This window comes from Paenibacillus lycopersici, assembly GCF_010119935.1.
Taxonomy (GTDB): Bacteria; Bacillota; Bacilli; order Paenibacillales; family Paenibacillaceae; genus Paenibacillus_Z; species Paenibacillus_Z lycopersici.
The window spans coordinates 1,423,385-1,442,769 of the sequence record NZ_CP048209.1 but is presented as its reverse complement, the minus strand read 5'-3'; the positions used below and the strand labels follow the sequence as shown (position 1 = coordinate 1,442,769).

The following is a 19,385-nucleotide window of genomic DNA, read 5'->3' as shown; positions in this document are numbered from 1 at the left end:
TTCCCTCCTATCTGGCTTCCGCCCGCTCCGCCGGCTTGATCGCATTGGCGATCAGCTCGCCGAACGGACTCGTCGAGGACGGACCGCTCGCCGGCTGCACGCCTTGCAGCGGAAGCAGCGGGAAGACGAGATCGGCGAATTGATACGCTTCTTCCAAGTGCGGATAGCCCGACAAAATAAACGTGTCGATCCCTAGCGCCGCATACTCCTTCATCAGACCGGCCACTTCCTCGGGATTGCCCACGAGGGCCGTGCCCGCGCCGCCGCGTACGAGGCCGACGCCCGCCCACAGGTTCGGATAAATCTCGAGCTGGCTCCGGTCGCCGCCGTTCAGGGTCGACATCCGCTTCTGCCCTTCCGAATCGTAGCGCGCGAACACTTTCCGGGCGGCCGCGATCGCGTCATCGTCGACCTTGCTGATCAGGCGATCCGCTGCGTGCCACGCTTCTTCGGACGTCTCGCGGACGATAACGTGCAGCCGGATGCCGAAACGCATCTCTCTGCCCCGTTCGGCCGCCAATCGGCGAACCTTGTCGATCTTCTTGGCGACCTCCTGCGGCGGTTCGCCCCAAGTCAGGTAGACATCGATATGGTCGGCGGCCACCTCTATGCCTGCCGGGGACGATCCGCCGAAGTATAACGGCGGATACGGCTTCTGCACCGGCGGATAGAGCACTTTGCCGTCTTTCACCTGCAAATGCTTGCCTTCGTAATCGACATGCTCGCCGCTCAGCTCTCTGCGCCAGATATCGAGAAATTCGCTCGTCAGCTCGTAACGCTCGTCATGCCCGAGGAATACGCCTTCGCTCGCCAGCTCCACCGGGTCTCCTCCGGTAACGACGTTGACGAGCAGCCGGCCGTTCGAGATCCGATCGAATGTCGCCGACATGCGGGCGGACAATGTCGGCGACATCAGTCCAGGCCGCAGGGCGACCAGAAACTTCAGCCGCTCCGTCACCGGAATGAGCGATGAAGCCGCAACCCAGGCATCCTCGCACGAGGTTCCCGTCGGCAGCAGCACGCCGCCGTAGCCGAGGCGGTCCGCCGCCTGCGCAATTTGCTGCATATATTTGGCATCGACGACGCGCGCGCCTTCCGCGCTGCCAAGATAACGGCCATCGCCATGCGTCGGAATAAACCAGAATACTTCCATTGTGAAAACTCCCTTTCCGTTGTCGGATAATCGTTGAGGTTCATGCTCGTTTGGAGCCGAAGAAGCGGTGTAGCCGATTAAGCGTTGCAATCGAAAAAGCGGCAAATCCGATTAAGCGTTGCAATCGAAGAAGCGGCGATGCCCGATGAGCGGTAGATCCTCCTGCTTCATGAAACGTTTTATTTTAAAGCGGCTATATTAAAGCGATTTATTTCAAAGTGGCGTCCTTCACCTGAATGGCATCCGGTATGAGCTTCAGGTTCAAGAACGTATCGGCGATCTTCTGCTGCGCATCGATAATGGAATCGTCGATCGGGTTCAGACCGTAGCCTCTGCGCTTAGCCGCAAGCTCGAGCGACGGAACGTCGATGCCGAGCTGCGGGGAGAGCAGTTCCGCAACGTCCTTTTGGTTCGCCTCGGCCCATTGATCGATTTTGTCCAGCTCTTCCTTGAAAGCGTCGATGACGGGCCCGTTCGCTTCGGCGAACTTGCGGGAGGCGAGATAGAATTCGATGTTCGACACGAGATCCTTGCCGTCGGTCAGCAGCTTGCCGCCTGTCGCGGTTTGCGCGGCCGCCAGGAACGGGTCCCAAATCACCCAAGCGTCCACGGTACCGTTCTCGAAAGCAACCCTCGCATCGCCCGGCGGCAGGAAAACCGTCGTAATATCGTTGTAGTCGACGCCGGCTTTCTCCAGCGCCTTGACGAGCAGATAGTGAACGTTCGAGCCTTTGTTGAGCGCGATCTTCTTGCCCTTCAGATCGGCGAGCGAGGCGATCTTCGAGTCCTTCGGCACGATAATGCCTTCGCTGTTCGGACTTGCCGGCTCATGCGCCAGGTAGACGAGCGGCGCTTTGGCCGCTTGCGCGAAGATCGGCGGCGCTTCGCCGGTATGGCCGATGTCGATGCTCCCGACATTCAGCGCCTCCAGCAGCTGAGGCCCGCCCGGGAACTCCGTCCACGTGATTTTGTAGCCTTCCGCTTCCAGGCGTTTATCCAGCGTGCCCTTCGCTTTGAGAATATTGACGGTGCCGTACTTCTGGTAGCCGATGCGGATTTCTTTGCCGCCGGCGCCGCCCGATGCGGGCTTGGCATTCGCGTCCGCGGCAGCAGTGCCTGCTTGGCCGGCATTCGCGGCGCCGTTCGAATCGTTCGAGCCGCAGCCGGCCAGTACCACGGCCATACTGAGCAAAGCGATAAGGAAGAAGGATAATTTGCGGTAAGCGGCATTTCGTTTCTTCATGACATCCACCCCTGATTTGTGTAATTTCGGACAACGCAAAAACCGGAAGCTTCCCTAGGCCAAGCTCCATCGAAGGAGAATTAGCGAGAGGAAACTTCCGGTGGTCCGGTAAGTTCATGCGATCATCTGGGTTTATCATATATAGATTATTCCGATATGTCAACTATGAATTAAAAATTTTCTATCGATGCCTGTCCGTTCCTATCGCCGCAGACAGCTGCCCGCGAAGCTGGCTCATGCGGCCGCGATGCTGGTGCGTGATGGCCTGCAAAGCTGGCCCTTGCCGGACCGCGAATCTGGTGCGTGACGGCCCGCGATGCTGGCCCATGCGGCCGCGATGCTGGTGCGTGATGGCCTGCAAAGCTGGCCCTTGCCGGCCGCGATGCTGGCCTATGCCGACCCGCGATGCTGGTCCATGCCGGCCGCAAAGCTGGCGTGTGATGGCCGCATGAAATATGAAGAAGGAGCGGTTCGCTCCGGGCCTTTCTCGAAGGAGTCAAGAAGTGCTTAGTCTGCGTCGCTGCCAAGGCTGACCATGATCGCCTTCAACGGGCGCGGACACAGGATTCGTTATTTGAATGGAATCGGCGCTTCCGAGCAGGCGAACGGACTTAGGTTCCGTTATGCTCCCCGGAAAGCAGCGATTGCCGTCTTATTGGACGAAATAACGAATCTCCTGTCCGCGGGCAGGCGAAAAGAAGACGAAAACGAGCCCATAACGGATCTCCTGTCCGTCCGGTTTCATTGCTTTCGAAGATAGCGTTTCTTCCTGCCGGCGATAAAGCATAGTGATCGTTACGGCTTCGGTTGTCTGCGCCGAGGAAACGAGCCGTCGGAAGCGGCCGTCGGATTCCGCGGCCTGCGATTCAAACTGCCCGCGCCATGATGCAGTTAGATATAGGTCTCTCTACAAGCCAAGAAGGGACGGCTCGCGCCGCCCCTTCTCGATTCCGTATGAGCACTGGTTTTGGCCAGACCGGATCGCATCATGCAGCGCCGTAAACCGCGCGTTGGGAGCCTCGCACGTATGAGGTTGACAGCCGTCATGCGCCGTCGCACTTCGCGCCGGGAGCTGCGCGAAGTGCCGAAGTTGTTCCTCCGTGTCCGAAATTGCACTTATTCCGAACGCCCTGCGCCGCTCATCCGCTCATGCAGAAAATCGACCAGGTGCATAGCTTGCATCCGTCCGCTCATGCCGTGCTTCTCGATGCCGCTCTTCATTTGCAGCAAGCAGCCCGGATTGCTCGTCAGCAAGTAATGAGCCTCGGTCCGCTGTACATGCTCCATCTTATGATCGAGAATCTGACTCGCCATCTGCGGCTGCGTCAGGTTATAGATCCCCGCCGAGCCGCAGCAGCGGTCCGCTTCCGCAAGCTCGACGAACTCGGCGTTCGCCACGCTGCGCATCAGCTTGCGCGGCGCTTCGGACGAGCGCATGACGTTGCGCAGATGGCAGGAATCCTGGTACGTGATGCGGACCCCCTCGGCGGATGCGAAGCCGACGCCGCTGCACGAACCGGCGCAGACGCCGGAGGCTGCGGCCAGTTTCGCAGGCGCTGCCGAGACGCCGCGCACATGTTCGTGCCCGGCAGCTTGCGCTCCGCCGCCCTTGTCGGCCGACGGCTCGGCGCTGCCGCTGCCATGACCGCCGTCGTTGGCGTCGCCAGCCTTGGCGCCCGCCTTGGCCGCGCCCACCCCGGCCAAGCCCGCTCCCGCGGCGAGCGCTGCCTGCGCCGCCGATTGCAAGCGGCCATGCTCGACGAGCAGCTGGCTCACGTCGATCGTCCGCTTCGCGAACCAGGCCGCGTCTTCCCGCCACTGCGGATCGTCATGCAGCAAATGGTCGTACTCCACGAGCAGCGCGCCGCAGCCGCCGGCATTGGAGACGATCCATTCCACGCCCGCCGCTTTGAAGGCGGCGATATTGCGCTTCGCCAGCGCCTTCGCGCCGGCCTGCTCGCCGCTGTGCGCATGCAGCGCGCCGCAGCAATTCTGCGTCTCCGGGATGACGACGTCGAAGCCGGCTTCGTTCAGCAGCTCGACCGTATGCTTGTTCGTCTCCGTGAACAGCACGTCCATGATGCAGCCGCGGAACAAGCCGACGGCGGCGATCCGTTCGCCCTGCGCCGGATGGAACGCGCCGATCTGCTCCACGACGCCTCGGCGCGAGGCTTCGGGCAGGATCGCCTCCATCTCCCGCAGATGCGGCGGGAACAGCTTCATGAGCCCCGTGCCGCGGGCAAGCTTGCGCAGGCCTGCCCGCTGGTACAGCTGCAGCGCGCCGCCCAGCAGCCGCATCCGGTTCTGATGCGGGAACAAGCCGTCGAACGCGGCCTTGCGCGCGATCTTCACCCACCAGCGATGCGACGTCGTATGCGTCTCCACGGCATCGCGCGCCTGCTCCAGCAGCTGACCGTACTTGACGTCGGCGGGGCAGGCCGGTTCGCAGGCGCGGCAGCCGAGGCAGTGGTTCATCTGCGTCTCGAACGCCGCGTCGGGCGCCATGATTCCATCGGCGACGGCTTTCATGAGCGCGATTCGACCTCGCGGCGATTCCGCTTCGATGCCCGTCTCGCGAAACGTCGGACAGGCCGGCAGGCAGAAGCCGCAGCGCATGCAGTTCGTCAGTTGATCGTAATCGAGCCCGCTCTTCAGCGTCGAAGCAAGTTCGCCGCAATCGCCGCCCTGCGCCGATGGGATCAAATCGCTTAACGTTTTAGCCACGCTGCAGCACCACCCTTTTGCGCGCCGATTTGGCGAACATTTTGCCCGGATTCAGGAGATTGTCCGGGTCGAACGATCGCTTGATCGCCCGCATCACGTCGATGCCCGCCGCGCCGACCTTCCATTCCAGGAACGGCGCCTTCACGAGCCCGACGCCGTGCTCGCCGGTAATCGTGCCGCCAAGCGCGATCGCCGCTTCGAAAATCTCCGCGAACGCTTCCTCGACGCGATGGATTTCGTCCGCGTCGCGGGCATCCGTCGTCGCGGTCGGATGCAGGTTGCCGTCGCCGGCGTGGCCGAACGTGCAGATCGTCACATTATGGCGCTTGGCGATCTCGTTGATCGCCAGCACCATATCGGCGATTTTGGAACGGGGCACGGTGGCATCCTCCAGAATCGTCGTCGGCCGCAGCCGCGCCAGCGCCGTGAATGCGCTCCGCCGCGCCGTCAGCAGCTTCAGCGCCTCCGCCTCGTCCGCGGCGATGCTGACGCGCTCCGCCTGCTCGCTGCGGCAAATGTCCGCGATGCGCGCAATGTCGCGCTCCACCGCTTCGGCGTCGCCGTCCTGCTCGATCAGCAGGATCGCCTCCATATCGAGCGGCAGCCCCAGCTTCGCAAAATCATCCACGACGCGGATCGTCGGATTGTCCAGAAATTCGAGCGTCGCCGGAATGATGCGGTTCTCGATGATTTTGGACACCGTGCGGGCGGCGCCGTAGAGGTCCTTGTACATCGCCAGCATCGTCTTCTTCGTCTTCGGCGGCGGGATCAGCTTGAGCGTCGCTTCCGTAATGACGGCGAGCGTCCCTTCCGAGCCGACGAGCAGCTTCGTTAGGTCGTAGCCCGCGACGTCCTTCATCAGCTTCCCGCCCGTGCGGATGATCTCGCCGCTGGCGAGCACCGCTTCGAGGCCGATGACGTAATCCTTCGTCGTGCCGTATTTCAAGCCCCGCAAGCCGCCGGAGCATTCGGCGATATTGCCGCCGATCGTCGAGATCGCCATGCTGCTCGGGTCCGGCGGGTAGAACAGGCCAAGACTCTCCACATGGGTAATGAACGCCTTCGTGTTCAAGCCGGGCTGCACGGTCGCCGTCAAATTCTCCAGATCGACTTCGAGTATGCGGTTCATCCGGTGCATGACCATGACGATGCCGCCTTGGACGGGAACCGTCCCGCCGCATAAATTCGTGCCGGAACCTCGGCTGACGACGGGAATCCGATGCTCGCGCAGCACGTTGATAATCGCGGCGATTTGAGCCGTATTCTCCGGATAAATGACGCCGTCCGGCAGCGATTGCAGCATCGGGGTGCCGTCGTAGGAGTGGGTGACGAGCGATTCCGGATCGTCTTTGAACCATTGGGCGCCGACGATAGCGCGCAGCTTGTCGGCGACTGCTGCATCAAGCATGGGTAGCTCTCCTTTAGGAACGGGAATGAATAAGGGCTTTCATCCATGAATCGTTCGTGTGGTATGATGCTCGTAGTACATCATTCGCCGGACAGCGCTGCTTGGCCTGCAAGGCGCATCATGGCGATTCGCCCTTGTCATGCAGCCGATCCCCGCGAATTTGATTTCAGAAAGGAACACCGCATGGAATACGTCTATGAACAAGTCCGGCATAATTATGAGGATTTCTCCAGCGGCAGGGTATTGTTGAACGCGGGCGGGACGACCGCGTTCCCTGTCCGATTGGCCAGCGAGCTCTATCTTCGCGCAAAATCGTACCTGCCGCCGGAACGCGGCGAGCAGCCGATCACAATCTACGACCCTTGCTGCGGCGGCGCCTATCTCCTGACGACGCTCGGGCTGCTGCACGGGCAAGGCATCGGCCGCCTCGTCGGCTCGGATATCGACGGCAAGGCGGTCGAGCTCGCCAAGCGCAACCTGGCCATGGCGAATCCCGAAGGAATCGCCGAGCGGCTGGCGCAATTGACGGCCCTGTACGCAGCGTTCGGCAAAACCTCGCACAAGGAAGCGATCGAAAGCGCGGAACGCCTGCAGGAACGGATCGCACGGCGGAACTCGCGCATCGAGACCGTCTGTTTCCAAGCGGACGCGACCGGGGAGCGGGCCGATTATTGGAACGCCGGCGGACAAGCCGCCGATATCGTCATGACGGACGTCCCTTACGGCAACGTGGTGACGTGGTCCTCGGAAGATGCGGATCCATTGGACAGCCTGCTGAATCATTTGCTCGGCGTCGTGCGCGCGGGATCGGTCGTCGTGGTCGTAGCGGACAAGAAGCAGGCCATCGCCCATCCTGCCTACAAGCGCCTGGAGAAGCTGAAAATCGGCAAGCGGCAGGCGGCAATTCTGGCTCCCCTGTGAAGCTGGCGGAACGTCAGTTATAGCGCTGTGAGAAACCGGAAACCGGCAGTCCCGAACGGAATACCGGTTTCTTCGCGTCCGGGCCGGGCCTGCCGCCGGTGCCCCTCCGGCCTGAATGCCGGTTCCGCACGCCAGTTCAGACCGCACGTCAGCTCAGCCCGCATACCAGTTCTGCCTTCAAGCCGGTTCAGCTCGCATTGCAGTTCAGCTCGCATACCAGTTCTGCCTGCACGCCAGTTCTGCCTGCACGCCAGTTCTGCCTGCACGCCAGTTCAACCGCATGTCAGCTCACGCATACCAGTTCTGCCCGCAAGCCAGTTCACCCGCAGGCCGCCTCGACCGTCCGGCCATCCCCTCCGGCCTTTAATCCTCTTCGATCACCGGCATCCGCTTAATGTTCGGATCCGTGAAAATATCGAATTCGTCGCGGCTCGTGCTCGAAAATTCCGAGACGATCGCGCCCTTCTCCCCGGCCTGGAACCAGTGCTTGGTGCCCGGCGGAATCGTATACTGCTGACCCGGATGGAGCACGACTTCATTGAAAACCGTATAGTACGCCTCGCTTCCGGCCGGCACCTCGGCTTGAATCGTGCCGGCGTTCTCGCCTTCGACATAGAGGTAGACGATACCGAAGCGGCAGCGGAACGTTTCCGTCTTGCCGGGATCGTCGCCGACCGGGGGATGCAGATGCTCCGGGCATGTTTGGCCCGGGAACAGGACCAGCTCCTTGGCGCAATAGCGGTCGTTGTTGATGTACGTCACAAGCTCCAAGCCTTGGCTGTCCAAATTGCCGAGTCCGAAGCCGGCAACCTCGATATTGCTGCGCTCCTCCGGCGTCAGCGCGATGCCGATCTGATCGAACATCGCCGCCGCCCTTTTCTGCGCGGCCCTCACTTCGCTTCGTCTCATGATCATGCCCTCCTCTATAACGATTCTCATCACGTTTCGCATTACGGATGGTTCTAGTCGCAGGCCTGCACGCTGGCGTAACCGTTCTCGGATACGGGGGACTATCAATTCTATTCTACCGGCCGCCGTTTCCTACAGGACACCGTCCCGCCGCTCATCGCCCCGCCGCTATCCGTTGCTATCTACTGCTGCCTGTTGCTACAGGTTACTCCCCGCCGCTGCCGCTGCGGGGATCATCCGGTCCAAACCGCGTGCCATCGCTTCCTTCGCGCCAGCCGGGCAAAGCCAGCCTGACGCCTCGCCGGCTCCATCCCGCCGCCATTCGCGCCTGCACCGCCTCCCACGAAGGCACGCCGCTCGTCGCATCCGCTTGCTCGACGTTGCAGGCGCCGACGGCTGTCGCGCTATGCAGCGACGCTTCCGGACTCAAGCCCTTGAGCAGGCCGGCCAGGAAGCCCGCGATCGTACAGTCGCCGGCGCCCGTCGTGCCCGCGACCTCCACGGCATAGCTCGGTGCAAGCAGCTCGCGGCCCAGCCACGCCTTCGTCGAACCGACCGCCCCCGCGCCCATTGCGGCCGCGGACAGTCTGGCGGCGTCGGCCGTCGTGCGCAGATAGAGCCCGTGCTCGCCGAGCTTGAGCACGACGATCGCGGCGCCGAACGCCAGCAGCTCGTCGGCCAGCTCCCGCAGCAGCGCTCCGTCCGCGAACGGCAGCAGATCGCTGCCATGCTCGGCCGCCAGCGCCTCGTACGCCCCCCGCCGCAGCATGTATAGAATTTCCTCGAAGCTCGGCAGGAACACATCGACATGCGGGAGCGCTTTCATGAGAATCGTCCGCCAATCCGCTTCGCCCGCCGGCGACGACGGGTCCGGCTTGGCCGCGTCGAGCGACACCGTCAGCCCTTTCGCCTTCGCCCGGGACAGCAGCGCCGCGAGCTCGCCGCCGCCGTTCTCGTACATGCGGCGCATGAGCGGCGGGTAGCCGAAGTGAAACAACCGCGCGCCTTCAAGCGCGGCGTCCTGCAGATCGTCCGCCGCGAACGTATCGTTCGCGCCGGTGCAGTGCAGGAAGATCCGGTCGACGTTCGGCGGATTAATGACGATCGTATACGAAGTATACTCGCCCGCCGCCACGATCATGCCGTCCGCCAGCGCCTGCCCGTAACCGCGCAGCACGTCGCCGATCGCGCGGCCGAACAAATCGTCGCCGATCTTCCCCATCAGCTTCGTACGGAGTCCGAGACGGTGCAGCGCCAGCCCCGTATTGGAGACCGCGCCGCCCGTCGCGACCCGCGCCGCGCCGATATCGACGAGCTTGCCGGGAACGAGCAGCGATCCCATGCCTGCTTTCAGTTCGTGCATTGTCGGAATGACGTCCAGGCAAATATGGCCGGCAACGACGACTTCCGCCCGCGTACGCGCTGCATCCAAGCTATTCCCTCCAATCGATCGGTACGGTCGCGCCGGTGCGCTCCGATTCCAGCGCGGCCGTGAAGACGCGATGGCTGCCGCGCGCTTCTTCCGGCGTTGCGCAGCGGAACGGCTGCCTCATGCCGTCCGCGCCGTTTGCCAGCTCGTCGCAGAATGCCGCCCACATTTGCAGGATCGAATCCGAGAAGCCGAATTCGAAGATTCCGCCGGTAATGGTCGCATACGCCGATTTATACGGGGCATCCACCGTATGCCAGGCTTGCTGCCCGCCCGGCGCGTACGGAAGCGACGATACCTGCTTCGGATTCTTGGTGCTGAACTCCGCCGACAGCGCCGTCCCCTGGATACGGATAAACCACGTATTCGCATGTCCCGGCGCGATCCGTTTCGTGGACAGCATCAGCGGGAACTGCTGATCGGCCGTCCGGACGTCGCATGCCAAGATCGCATTATCCCACGTCTCGCACGGCACCATCGCACCGCTTCCGTCCGGACGTTCCGGGACGATCTTGCTCAGCAGCGCCCTTACGCTGCTTGGCTTCCAGCCGAAACGCAGCGGCAGATGCAGCACATGCATGCCGAGATCGCCCATGCAGCCGTACTCGCCGTTCGTCGCGACGCGCCGCTTCCAATTGATCGGCTTGTTCGGATCCAGGTCGCTCGAGTGCCAGAAGCCCGCCTCCGCCTCGATGATCCGGCCGAATTTGCCTTCCTGCACCCATTGCGCGATTTGATGCGCTCCCGGGTAGAAAGGAAATTCCGAGGAGCAGCGAACGATGACGCCGGGATTCGCTTCGAGGGCGGCATTGATGCGCGCGTTCGCCTCGGCGTCGACGCCGAACGGCTTCTCGCCGAGCAGATGCTTGCCGGCCTCGATGATGTCGACGTAGATTTGCGCATGCAGGTGATGCGGTACCGCGCAGTAGACCGCATCGACGCCGCTGTCCGCAAGCAGCTCCCTGTAGTCGTCGTAAGTCCGTTCCACGCTCGGCACCTGGCGCCGGAACCATTCCGTCGCCGCCGGATTCGCGTCGCAGACCGCAACGATGCGCGGCTCGAAATCGACGCCCTCGAGATGCAGCCATCTGGCGGCCGCGCTGGCGAATTCCTTGCCCATCAAGCCGCAGCCGATCACGCCGAAACCGATTGTCCGCCTGCTCATCTCAGCCGACCTCCCTGCCGCTCAGAATCGCCAGCGCCCGCTCGGCCGACGCGCCTTGATGAACGATCGCCATCAGCGCGTTCGTCATGCCGGCCGGATTCGGGTGCTGAATGACGTTACGGCCGTAGACGATGCCGGAAGCGCCCTGATTCATCAGCTCTGCGGTACGGTTGACGATTTCCTCGTCGCTTGCGCGCCCGCCGCCGCGAACGAGCACCGGAATGCCGGAGGCGACCTCGATGACGCGATGATACTCGGCAACGTCGTCGCACGGATCGGCCTTGATCACATCGGCGCCAAGCTCGACGCCCTGCCGGACGAGCGGCATGATTTTGCCGATGTCGCCGTCGACCATATAGCCGCCCTTCGCTTCGTTCGGGAGCATGACGAGCGGCTCCACCATGAGCGGCATGCCGTATTTCTCGCATTCACTCTTGAGCAGCGAGATATTCCGCACGCATTGATGATGAAGCTCCGGCTGATTCGGCAGCAGCAGCAAATTGACGCAGACGGCTACCGCATCGAATGCAACCGCTTTCTCGACGGCGCGATCGATCAGCTCGCTGAACAGAAAGCTCGGCAGCTCCTTGCCATAGATATTCGCCGCGTCCGTGCGCAGCACGAGTCCCGGCTTCTTCTTGCCCGGCACGTCCTGCAGCCACTTGGCTTGGCCGATGCTCAGCTGTATGCAATCCGGGTTCGCTTCCACGATCGTTTGCACGGCCTGCCGCATGTTCTCGATCCCGGCCAAGAACGAAATTTCATTGAAGAAGCCGTGGTCCACCGCCACGTCGAAGCATTTTCCCTGCGCGCTGAACATCCGGTTGAGTCTTGGTTGAACAGACATCCGTATTTCCTCCTCGAAAATCATGGTATAATGTTCGTTTGTAACATCATTCTACTGATTTTCTATGCCGGTGTCTATGAATTTGTTTGATTCGAACATTTTATCGGCAATCAGCAGTGCTGTCCCGCTTTCTTGGCATGCCGTTTGCAGTTCCCCGTCCGGCAGCCGGCTGGCGATGATACGATGCACGTCGGCAATATCGGCGAACGAGAACAGCTCCTTCGCTCCGAACTTCGTATGATCGATGACGACGTTGACCTCCGAAGCCTTCGCGATCGCCATTCGTTTGATTTCGGCTTCGTGCATGTTGGAATTGCTGAAGCCATGCTTGGCCGTCAGTCCCGTCGCCCCGAGGAAGACGCGGTCGAACGCCATCTTGCCGATCGCTTCCACCGTTCCCGGACCGACGAGCGTCGACGTCGCTTCGAGCGCCATGCCCCCTGTCACTACCGTCGCAATTCGTTTCTCCAACAGCTCCATGGCGATATTGAGCGCATTCGTGACGACCGTCACGTTCATGCCCGGCTTCAGATGGCGCGCCACGTAGAGCGTCGTCGTCCCTCCGTCGATGAAGATCGAGTCGTTCTCCCGCACAAGCGCGGCCGCCGCACGGCCGATCGCCTGCTTCTCCTCCGTCATGACGCCCGTCCGTTCGCCGATGGCCACGTCCTTCGACGCCGGGATCGCGCCGCCGAACGTTCGTTTCACGTACCCCGCAAGCTCCAGCTTCTCCAGATCGCGCCTGATCGTCATCTCCGTCACGCCGAACGTTTCCTTCAGCGCGGCCACCTTCACTTCGCCGCTTCGTTCCAGCATAACCAGCAGCTGCTGCTGTCTGTCGTTCAAACGCATCCTTGCTCCTCCCAGCCTTCTGTCAACCGATCGTCAGTTTCAATTCGTAGTGCACGGTCTCGCCGGGCTCCAGCATGCGAAGCGTGCCGCGTTCCCGTTCGACCGCCATTCCTTCCACGCCGCAGTTCGCCGGTTCGATGCCGAGCGCATGTACGCCCGCCCCCGGCATCTTCCATTGGACGAGCCGCGGCAGCGTGTCCGTCGTCCAGGCCAGCCGCACGGCCATAGGCGCCGTATGTCCTCCGCCAAGCGGAAAACGCTCCTGCTTCACGGCCACCTCGGCCCAGCCATCCGCCGTCTGCGGGAGCTCGTGATAGTAGACGCGTTCCGCATAATCCGCATTGGGCGGCTCCCAGCGATCATAGCCGTCGACCGGCACTTCGGCCTCCCGTGCGGCGACGCGACCGCCGGGGAACGTCAACCGCGTCTCTTCCGTCATGAGCGGATAGCCGAAATTGAAGTGATACAGCATCATATGCGGACAGGCGCGGAATCCGGCGTTCTCCACCGTATCGCTGATCATGATCGCGTTCTCGCCGGCCCGGCTCCGGATTTCGCGCCGCAAGCGCAAATGGCCGCCGAACATCGACGTTTCTTCGAGCACGCCGCGCACGCGAAGCTCCAGCTCGTCGCCGCACCAGACGCTCTCCGCGCTGACCTGCTTCGCCGGCGTATGGTGCGCGCGTCCGTGCTGCCCGTACGCGACGCCGTCCACCGTGCCCGGCGAGCCGACGTTCATCAGCCCGCAGGTCATGAACAACCCGCCGGCCGCCGTACGCAGCCAGGCCGTTCCCTGATCGTCGTAATAAGACGGATGGGCATCGCCGTTGGCGGACTGCCACGCCAGAGACGCGCCGGCGAACGAAGCCGCCGAGATATCGAGTCCCTTGTCAGGCGTCACCTCGTAAGCCAGTCCAGCCCCCGTCGTCACCGCGATGACGGATGTTCCCGTCTCGTTCCCTTCCGCGAGCGTCATTCTGCGAATGCCGCCGATTTGCTCCATCCGCCCGACGCGCGCTTCAATCTCCCTGCGCGTATACGGCCTTCCATGCAGCTGCATCGCACTCTCTCCTTGTCCTGTTCAAAACAAACATAGGATGTTCATAACTAACGTCATTGTATAAAAAAAAGGCAAACCTCACAAGAGATTTGCCTAAGACGAGCGGTTTGCTTTGCCAACCCCGTTCGGGAAATGCAGCTTTCTCCTGAACGTGAATTCACCGCCGTAGGTGAATGCTGCATTCCCTGACTTCCGTCAGTGAACGCAAACCAGTCACCCTACGCAAACCAATCACATTAACCAAACAACACATCCAGCACCGGCTTCGTATGGCCGCCCGGATACATCAGATAGAGCAGCACATAGACGATGACGCCGGTGATCGCCGTGAAGAACCAGATGACCGACGTGACTCGCCCCCACTTGCGATGCTTCGCGAATCGCTCCTTGAAGCCGAGCGTCAGCGTCGTCAAGCCGAACACGGCGCCTACCGTCGCGAGCACGATGTGGAAGAAGAGGAAGGTCAAATAATACGGCTTCATCTCATCCGAGCCGCCCCAGTCCGTATTGCCGACGAACACCGTGCGGGACATATAAATCAGGAAGAAGAGCAGCGCGGCAACGGCGCCTGCGATCATCACTTTCTTATGCGCTTCAAGCTTCCGCTTAATCGCGAGATTCCAGCCGATCGCAACCAGCACCGCGCTAATAACGATGAAAGAGGTGCTGATCGTAGGTAAGATATCGTACTTTGACAAGATGCATCCCGTCCATTTCTACACAAGTAATAAGTTGTCCCCGCCGGTCTAGCTCAGAGCGCCATTGCCTTGGATCTCGTCATCCGTGTCGCGATGCTCTCTCTTAAACCAGTTGAAGAAGACGTACGCCAGAATACAGCCGAACATAACCTCTTGCACGAGCTTCATCACGATCCCGCCAAGCTGTTGATCTTCCGCGGGCGAGGACATGATATTGAAGAACGTCGGTCCCGAAAATTTCGTGAGCAGCAAGCTAGCGTTGCCGCCGCCGATGCAGTAGCCCATCGCCTTCGCCCATACTTCAGGGTCGCTGTAGGTCGCATACATCGATGTGCTGGAGAAAATAATGAGCGCGCATGCCGGCGTCAGCAGCATTCCGCTTGCGAAAATATAAGCCATTTTGCGAAGATCCGTAAGCCGGTTCCATTCCGGTACCGGACAAGCGATTTGCCACCACATCATCAATGAAGTGACAAACAATACCAGATAGAAGAGTCGGTGGATCGTGAAATGCAGCATGACATAATCATGCACGACAGGCACATGATAGATCGAGAACAGCACGTTGAACAAGACAAGCGTTAGAATCGGGTGCAGGGCCCAACTCAGTCTGGACCAGAAGGAAGCGCGGAAAAACCGCTTCCACATAAACGCGGGAATACCGAGCAGCAGCAGCGGCGACGCCATTAAATACGCCATCGCCATACAAATCATATGGAATGTAAACATCATATGTCCAAGCAGCTGGAGCGGACCGCCCATCGCCATGTAGAGCATAATCATTCCCGATACGAACAACGTCTTCTGCAAGCCGGTTACTTTCGGCTCCTGCGGCGCATGTTTTTCCTTCCAAGGTCCAGCCAAATAGAAATAGAGAATGACTAACGCTGTCATAAAGAAGAAAAACCATGGGCTCCATAACTCATCAAAGCTAAAGTATTGCAATCCGAGCATGTTGGTACCCCTTTCCATGGTGACGCTCATTTACAACAAAAGAGGGGGTCGACAAGGACCTCCCCCTCTTCAATTACGCCCGTACTACCACCAAGCCCAATATTCGGCCATGATGACAATCGTGAAGACAACGACAACGCCCATCAAGATACCGATAATCGGAATCGCATGACCGCGATCCTTCATATGCATCCAGAAGCCCATTTGGATGAAGACTTGAATGCAGGCCATCAAAACAAGGAACATGTAGATGAACGTAGTGTTGATTTCGCCTGCTGCAACCATGGCGAACGCGATGATTGTCAGCAGAATGGACATGATAAACCCGATTATATGCTTCTTGGGACCTTCGTGTTTATGGTGCTGCGGTTTGTCATGCTCGCTGACTGCGGAATGCTGATTCGACATTCTTTAGCCCACCTTTCCCATCAAGTACACGACGGTGAAGATGAATACCCACACGACGTCGATAAAGTGCCAGTAGATACCGGCTACATATATCTTAGGAGCCGTTACGACGTTCAAGCCTTTTTTGAAGATTTGCCCGATCAAGATGCTGATCCACAGAATACCGAACAATACGTGGGCGCCGTGGAAGCCGACCAGCGTATAGAACGATGTACTGAACGCGCTTGTCGAGAACTTATGGCCTTCGTCAACGTAGTTCGCGAACTCGATGATCTCCAGGCCAAGGAACCCAAGGCCGAGCAAGATCGTAATTACGAGCCATACGATCATCGGTTTCACTTTATTCAAGTGCATCGACTGAATGGCGAATACGCTCGTAAGCGACGATGTCAACAGGATGAACGTTGCCCAAGCGGTCGTCGACAGCTCGAACAATTCTTGTCCCGAAGGATTGCCTTCGCCCACTTGATGGCGAAGCGCCAGGAACGCGGAGAAAAGCGTTCCGAACAATACGGTTTCGGCGCCAAGGAACAGCCAGAAACCAAGAACTTTATTACGGCCTTCGAGAGTTGCCTTCTCCGGCTCGTGCGGAAGCTGTCCGTCTACGTGCGAATGTGCGCTCATGCTTTTACCCCCTTATCCCCAGTGATTTCATCCACTTCGATATGGAAGCCATGATCGTCGTACACCGAACGCAAGAACATGCAGATCAGCGTAATAGCCAAGCCGAAGATCGCTACGATATGGTTATTGAACAAGAAAGCTTTGAATCCGTCGCCGTAATCGCCTTTGCCGTACATGAATCCGAGACCCGAGATAAACAGGCCGACCGCCATAACGAACGGCAGAATCGAAGGCGATGGCATATGGATTGGACCGAGCGGCTCGGCAGGCATCATTTCTTTTCTGCCTTCCATTTTCTCTTTCCAGTATGCATCGTAACCGCGAACGAGCGGCGTTTGTGCGAAGTTGTACTCTGGAGCTGGGGACGGAATCGTCCATTCCAGCGTACGGCCGTCTTCCCAAGGATCGTTCGCAGCATTGCTTGGCTTGAACGATGTGATGACGATGTTAAGCAAGAACACGATCGTACCGATGCCCATCAAGAAGGCGCCGCAAGTACTGATCATATTGAGATTGTTGAAGCCTTGGCCGTCCAGGTACGTCCATACGCGGCGCGGCATCCCCATCAAGCCGAGGAAATGCTGCACGAAGAACGTCAGATGGAAGCCGATGAAGAACGTCCAGAAGCATAGTTTGCCAAGACCTTCGCTGAGCGTGCGTCCGAACATTTTCGGCCACCAGTAGTATAGCCCTGCGAACAAGCCCATAATCAAGCCGCCCACGATAACATAGTGGAAGTGGGCAACGACGAAGTACGAATCGTGATACTGGAAGTCGGCAGGAGCCGCCGCGAGCATAACGCCCGTCACGCCGCCCATTACGAATGTAGGAACGAAGCCTACAGCGAACAGGTTAGCCGTCGTGAACCGGATGGAGCCGCCCCACATCGTGAACAGCCAGTTGAAAATTTTGATCCCCGTCGGTACGGCAATCAGCATCGTCGCAATGGAGAACAATGCGTTCGCAACCGGTCCAAGACCTGTCGTGAACATGTGATGCGCCCATACCATGAAGCCAAGGAAGCCGATCAGCACGGTTGCGAATACCATCGAGCTGTAACCGAACAGCCGCTTGCGCGAGAAGGTGCTAATGACTTCGGAGATCACGCCGAATGCCGGCAAGATCAGAATGTATACTTCCGGATGTCCGAAAATCCAGAAGATATGTTCCCACAATACCGCGTTACCGCCGTTGGTCGGTTCGAAGAAGTTACCGCCGAAGAGACGGTCGAACATCAACGCGACCAGACCTACCGTCAGTGCAGGGAAAGCGAACAAAATCAAAGCTGATGTGATAAACGCCGTCCAGGTAAACATCGGCATGCGCATGAAGCTCATGCCCGGCGCGCGCATGTTGATAATCGTTACCAGGAAGTTGATGCCGCCGACGAGCGTACCGATACCGGCGATTTGAAGGCCGATAACGTAATAATCGACGCCGTGTCCGCCGCTGAACGTCGGCGTGGCAAGCGGTGCGTACGATGTCCAGCCTGCGTCAGGCGCTCCGCCCGCGAACCAGCTGACATTCAGCAGAACGCCGCCTGCGAAGAACGTCCAGAAGCCGATCGCGTTAACGAACGGGAACGCTACGTCGCGAGCGCCGATCTGAAGCGGTACGATCGCGTTCATGAGCGCGAAGATCATCGGCATCGCCGCAAGGAAGATCATCGTCGTACCATGCATCGTCAGCAATTCGTTAAATGTATGCGCTGCTACGAAATCATTGAGCGGCTTCCAGAGTTGGATACGGATCATGAGCGCTTCCAACCCGCCGACCAGGAAGAAGAATCCCCCTGCCAACAAATACAGAATGCCGATCTTTTTATGGTCAACGGTAGTCAGCCAGTCCATCAGACCGCTATACCGCTTAACCTTGTGTGCGTGTGCTGCGTGAGCCAAAGTAGGTACCTCCTTCATTCCGTTATCGATTAATAATCTAGTTTCAATCCCGCCAAGTACTTCGCGATGCCGTCGATTTGCTTGTCGGTCAAATCAACTTTAGGCATCAAAGTGCCCGGTTTCACCTTCTGAGGATCTTCGATCCATTTCTTCAGGTTTTCTTCAACCGTACCTTCGTTGGCGTATTGAGCCTGATCCGTGTTGACCAAGATACCCGCGATCGTTTGGTGGCCGCCGATGCCCATCAGGTTCGGGAATGCAGCACCGCTAGCGCCGATTGCGTGGCAAGACAGACATTGTTTATTAAGCACGTCCGCGACTTCTTGATCTTGAGGAGGAGCTACCGGCGCCTTCATCGCCGCAACCCAACGGTCGAACGATGCTTTGTCCACGACTTTGACTTTGAAGTCCATCAGGGAGTGCGAAGGTCCGCAAAGCTCCGCGCACTTGCCAAGGAACACGCCGGTATGGTCGGCTTTGAAATACATCGTGTTTACGTTACCGCCAGGGTTTGTATCCATTTTGCCTGCCAGAGACGGAATCCAGAAGGAGTGAAGAACGTCGGCCGTCTTGCCTTCAACGGAAATAATCGTGCCTTCCGGAATGACCAGCTCTTGGGCCGTCTTAACGCCTAGCTTTGGATATTCGAATTCCCACCAGTACTGGTGAGCGGTTACGTTAATTTGTACGGCGTTCGGGTCTTTTGTATAGTCTTTCGCAAGCCCGAAAACAGAATTTACCGTCGGAATGCCAATGATGATCAGAAGAACGATTGGAATAACCGTCCAAATGATCTCCAGTTTGTGGTTGCCTTCCACTTGAACCGGGATCGATTTGTCGCCCGGACGGCGGCGATAGCGAATAATAACATAGCCTGCGATTGCAAATACGACCAGAACGACGATAACCATGATCGTGATCGTAAGTTTCATTAGTCCGAACTGTTCTTCGGCTACCGGCCCTTGCGGTTTCAGCGTCGACAAGTCAGCTCGTCCGCAAGCTGACAGCAGCAACACCATTCCGGCGAGAAGCGGCATTAGCCGTTTTAGAACGTGCCACCGTTTCATCATCAATCAACCCCACTTTTTACGT

Annotated in this window: 17 protein-coding genes; 1 reads left to right on the top strand and 16 read right to left on the bottom strand. The window is 59.3% G+C overall.

Annotated features, from left to right (window positions below; genetic code table 11):
* Positions 1-7 precede the first annotated feature (7 nt).
* The 4 genes from ssuD to GXP70_RS06200 form a co-directional block, all read right to left on the bottom strand.
* Entirely contained in the window at positions 8-1,153 is a 1,146-nt protein-coding gene (gene ssuD, locus GXP70_RS06215; RefSeq protein WP_162355651.1) for an FMNH2-dependent alkanesulfonate monooxygenase, read from the bottom strand.
* A 208-nt stretch (positions 1,154-1,361) separates the two neighbouring features.
* Positions 1,362-2,396 carry a sulfonate ABC transporter substrate-binding protein gene (locus tag GXP70_RS06210; RefSeq protein ID WP_225442684.1) on the bottom strand — a complete coding sequence of 345 codons (1,035 nt, stop codon included), beginning with the start codon at positions 2,394-2,396 and terminating at the stop codon, positions 1,362-1,364.
* Positions 2,397-3,512: 1,116 nt separating this feature from the next.
* A complete protein-coding gene (locus tag GXP70_RS06205) occupies positions 3,513-5,120 on the bottom strand; it encodes a (Fe-S)-binding protein (protein ID WP_404822315.1) in 1,608 nt (535 codons plus the stop codon).
* Positions 5,113-6,528, bottom strand: coding sequence for an FAD-linked oxidase C-terminal domain-containing protein (locus GXP70_RS06200; protein ID WP_162355650.1), 1,416 nt, complete (start codon positions 6,526-6,528; stop codon positions 5,113-5,115). Before GXP70_RS06200 ends, GXP70_RS06205 begins: the two co-directional genes overlap by 8 nt.
* Positions 6,529-6,711: 183 nt before the next feature.
* Between GXP70_RS06200 and GXP70_RS06195 the strand changes: the two genes are divergently transcribed.
* A complete protein-coding gene (locus tag GXP70_RS06195) occupies positions 6,712-7,449 on the top strand; it encodes a hypothetical protein (protein WP_162355649.1) in 738 nt (245 codons plus the stop codon).
* Positions 7,450-7,812: 363 nt separating this feature from the next.
* Here the strand turns inward: GXP70_RS06195 and GXP70_RS06190 are convergent, their stop codons facing one another.
* The 12 genes from GXP70_RS06190 to coxB all read right to left on the bottom strand — a co-directional run bounded on the left by GXP70_RS06190 (position 7,813) and on the right by coxB (position 19,363).
* The gene (locus GXP70_RS06190) at positions 7,813-8,358 is read right to left on the bottom strand and encodes a D-lyxose/D-mannose family sugar isomerase (protein WP_162355648.1); all 546 of its coding nucleotides are present in this window, start codon (positions 8,356-8,358) and stop codon (positions 7,813-7,815) included.
* 205 nt (positions 8,359-8,563) lie between these two features.
* Positions 8,564-9,790, bottom strand: a complete 1,227-nt coding sequence (locus GXP70_RS06185) for a carbohydrate kinase family protein (RefSeq protein ID WP_162355647.1) — start codon at positions 9,788-9,790, stop codon at positions 8,564-8,566.
* 1 nt (position 9,791) lies between these two features.
* Positions 9,792-10,952, bottom strand: coding sequence for a Gfo/Idh/MocA family protein (locus tag GXP70_RS06180; protein ID WP_162355646.1), 1,161 nt, complete (start codon positions 10,950-10,952; stop codon positions 9,792-9,794).
* Between the two features lies 1 nt (position 10,953).
* On the bottom strand, positions 10,954-11,799 hold the full coding sequence (locus tag GXP70_RS06175; protein WP_162355645.1) for a class I fructose-bisphosphate aldolase: 846 nt from the start codon (positions 11,797-11,799) through the stop codon (positions 10,954-10,956).
* A 51-nt stretch (positions 11,800-11,850) separates the two neighbouring features.
* The gene (locus GXP70_RS06170) at positions 11,851-12,651 is read right to left on the bottom strand and encodes a DeoR/GlpR family DNA-binding transcription regulator (protein WP_162355644.1); all 801 of its coding nucleotides are present in this window, start codon (positions 12,649-12,651) and stop codon (positions 11,851-11,853) included.
* Positions 12,652-12,673: 22 nt separating this feature from the next.
* Positions 12,674-13,711 carry an aldose 1-epimerase family protein gene (locus GXP70_RS06165; protein ID WP_162355643.1) on the bottom strand — a complete coding sequence of 346 codons (1,038 nt, stop codon included), beginning with the start codon at positions 13,709-13,711 and terminating at the stop codon, positions 12,674-12,676.
* 236 nt (positions 13,712-13,947) lie between these two features.
* A complete protein-coding gene (locus GXP70_RS06160; RefSeq protein WP_162355642.1) occupies positions 13,948-14,409 on the bottom strand; it encodes a DUF420 domain-containing protein in 462 nt (153 codons plus the stop codon).
* Between the two features lie 48 nt (positions 14,410-14,457).
* Complete coding sequence (ctaG, locus tag GXP70_RS06155) at positions 14,458-15,363, bottom strand: cytochrome c oxidase assembly factor CtaG (RefSeq protein ID WP_162355641.1); 906 nt, start codon at positions 15,361-15,363, stop codon at positions 14,458-14,460.
* An 84-nt stretch (positions 15,364-15,447) separates the two neighbouring features.
* Positions 15,448-15,771, bottom strand: a complete 324-nt coding sequence (locus tag GXP70_RS06150) for a cytochrome C oxidase subunit IV family protein (protein WP_162355640.1) — start codon at positions 15,769-15,771, stop codon at positions 15,448-15,450.
* Positions 15,772-15,774: 3 nt separating this feature from the next.
* Positions 15,775-16,395, bottom strand: coding sequence for a cytochrome c oxidase subunit 3 (locus GXP70_RS06145; protein WP_162355639.1), 621 nt, complete (start codon positions 16,393-16,395; stop codon positions 15,775-15,777).
* Positions 16,392-18,245 (bottom strand): cytochrome c oxidase subunit I, encoded by a 1,854-nt coding sequence (gene ctaD, locus GXP70_RS06140; protein WP_192043466.1) that lies wholly within the window; start codon positions 18,243-18,245, stop codon positions 16,392-16,394. The genes GXP70_RS06145 and ctaD overlap by 4 nt, the downstream gene beginning before the upstream one ends.
* 77 nt (positions 18,246-18,322) lie before the next feature.
* Entirely contained in the window at positions 18,323-19,363 is a 1,041-nt protein-coding gene (gene coxB / locus GXP70_RS06135; RefSeq protein WP_162355637.1) for a cytochrome c oxidase subunit II, read from the bottom strand.
* Positions 19,364-19,385 lie beyond the last annotated feature (22 nt).

What these genes read in the sequence shown, in the direction of transcription:
- ssuD (WP_162355651.1), bottom strand. Translation starts at nt 1,153, where the DNA reads ATGGAAGTATTCTGGTTTATTCCGACGCATGGCGATGGCCGTTATCTT.
- GXP70_RS06210 (WP_225442684.1), bottom strand. Translation starts at nt 2,396, where the DNA reads ATGAAGAAACGAAATGCCGCTTACCGCAAATTATCCTTCTTCCTTATC.
- GXP70_RS06200 (WP_162355650.1), bottom strand. Translation starts at nt 6,528, where the DNA reads ATGCTTGATGCAGCAGTCGCCGACAAGCTGCGCGCTATCGTCGGCGCC.
- GXP70_RS06195 (WP_162355649.1), top strand. Translation starts at nt 6,712, where the DNA reads ATGGAATACGTCTATGAACAAGTCCGGCATAATTATGAGGATTTCTCC.
- GXP70_RS06190 (WP_162355648.1), bottom strand. Translation starts at nt 8,358, where the DNA reads ATGAGACGAAGCGAAGTGAGGGCCGCGCAGAAAAGGGCGGCGGCGATG.
- GXP70_RS06180 (WP_162355646.1), bottom strand. Translation starts at nt 10,952, where the DNA reads ATGAGCAGGCGGACAATCGGTTTCGGCGTGATCGGCTGCGGCTTGATG.
- GXP70_RS06175 (WP_162355645.1), bottom strand. Translation starts at nt 11,799, where the DNA reads ATGTCTGTTCAACCAAGACTCAACCGGATGTTCAGCGCGCAGGGAAAA.
- GXP70_RS06170 (WP_162355644.1), bottom strand. Translation starts at nt 12,651, where the DNA reads ATGCGTTTGAACGACAGACAGCAGCAGCTGCTGGTTATGCTGGAACGA.
- GXP70_RS06165 (WP_162355643.1), bottom strand. Translation starts at nt 13,711, where the DNA reads ATGCAGCTGCATGGAAGGCCGTATACGCGCAGGGAGATTGAAGCGCGC.
- ctaG (WP_162355641.1), bottom strand. Translation starts at nt 15,363, where the DNA reads ATGCTCGGATTGCAATACTTTAGCTTTGATGAGTTATGGAGCCCATGG.
- GXP70_RS06150 (WP_162355640.1), bottom strand. Translation starts at nt 15,771, where the DNA reads ATGTCGAATCAGCATTCCGCAGTCAGCGAGCATGACAAACCGCAGCAC.
- GXP70_RS06145 (WP_162355639.1), bottom strand. Translation starts at nt 16,395, where the DNA reads ATGAGCGCACATTCGCACGTAGACGGACAGCTTCCGCACGAGCCGGAG.
- ctaD (WP_192043466.1), bottom strand. Translation starts at nt 18,245, where the DNA reads ATGGACTGGCTGACTACCGTTGACCATAAAAAGATCGGCATTCTGTAT.
- coxB (WP_162355637.1), bottom strand. Translation starts at nt 19,363, where the DNA reads ATGATGAAACGGTGGCACGTTCTAAAACGGCTAATGCCGCTTCTCGCC.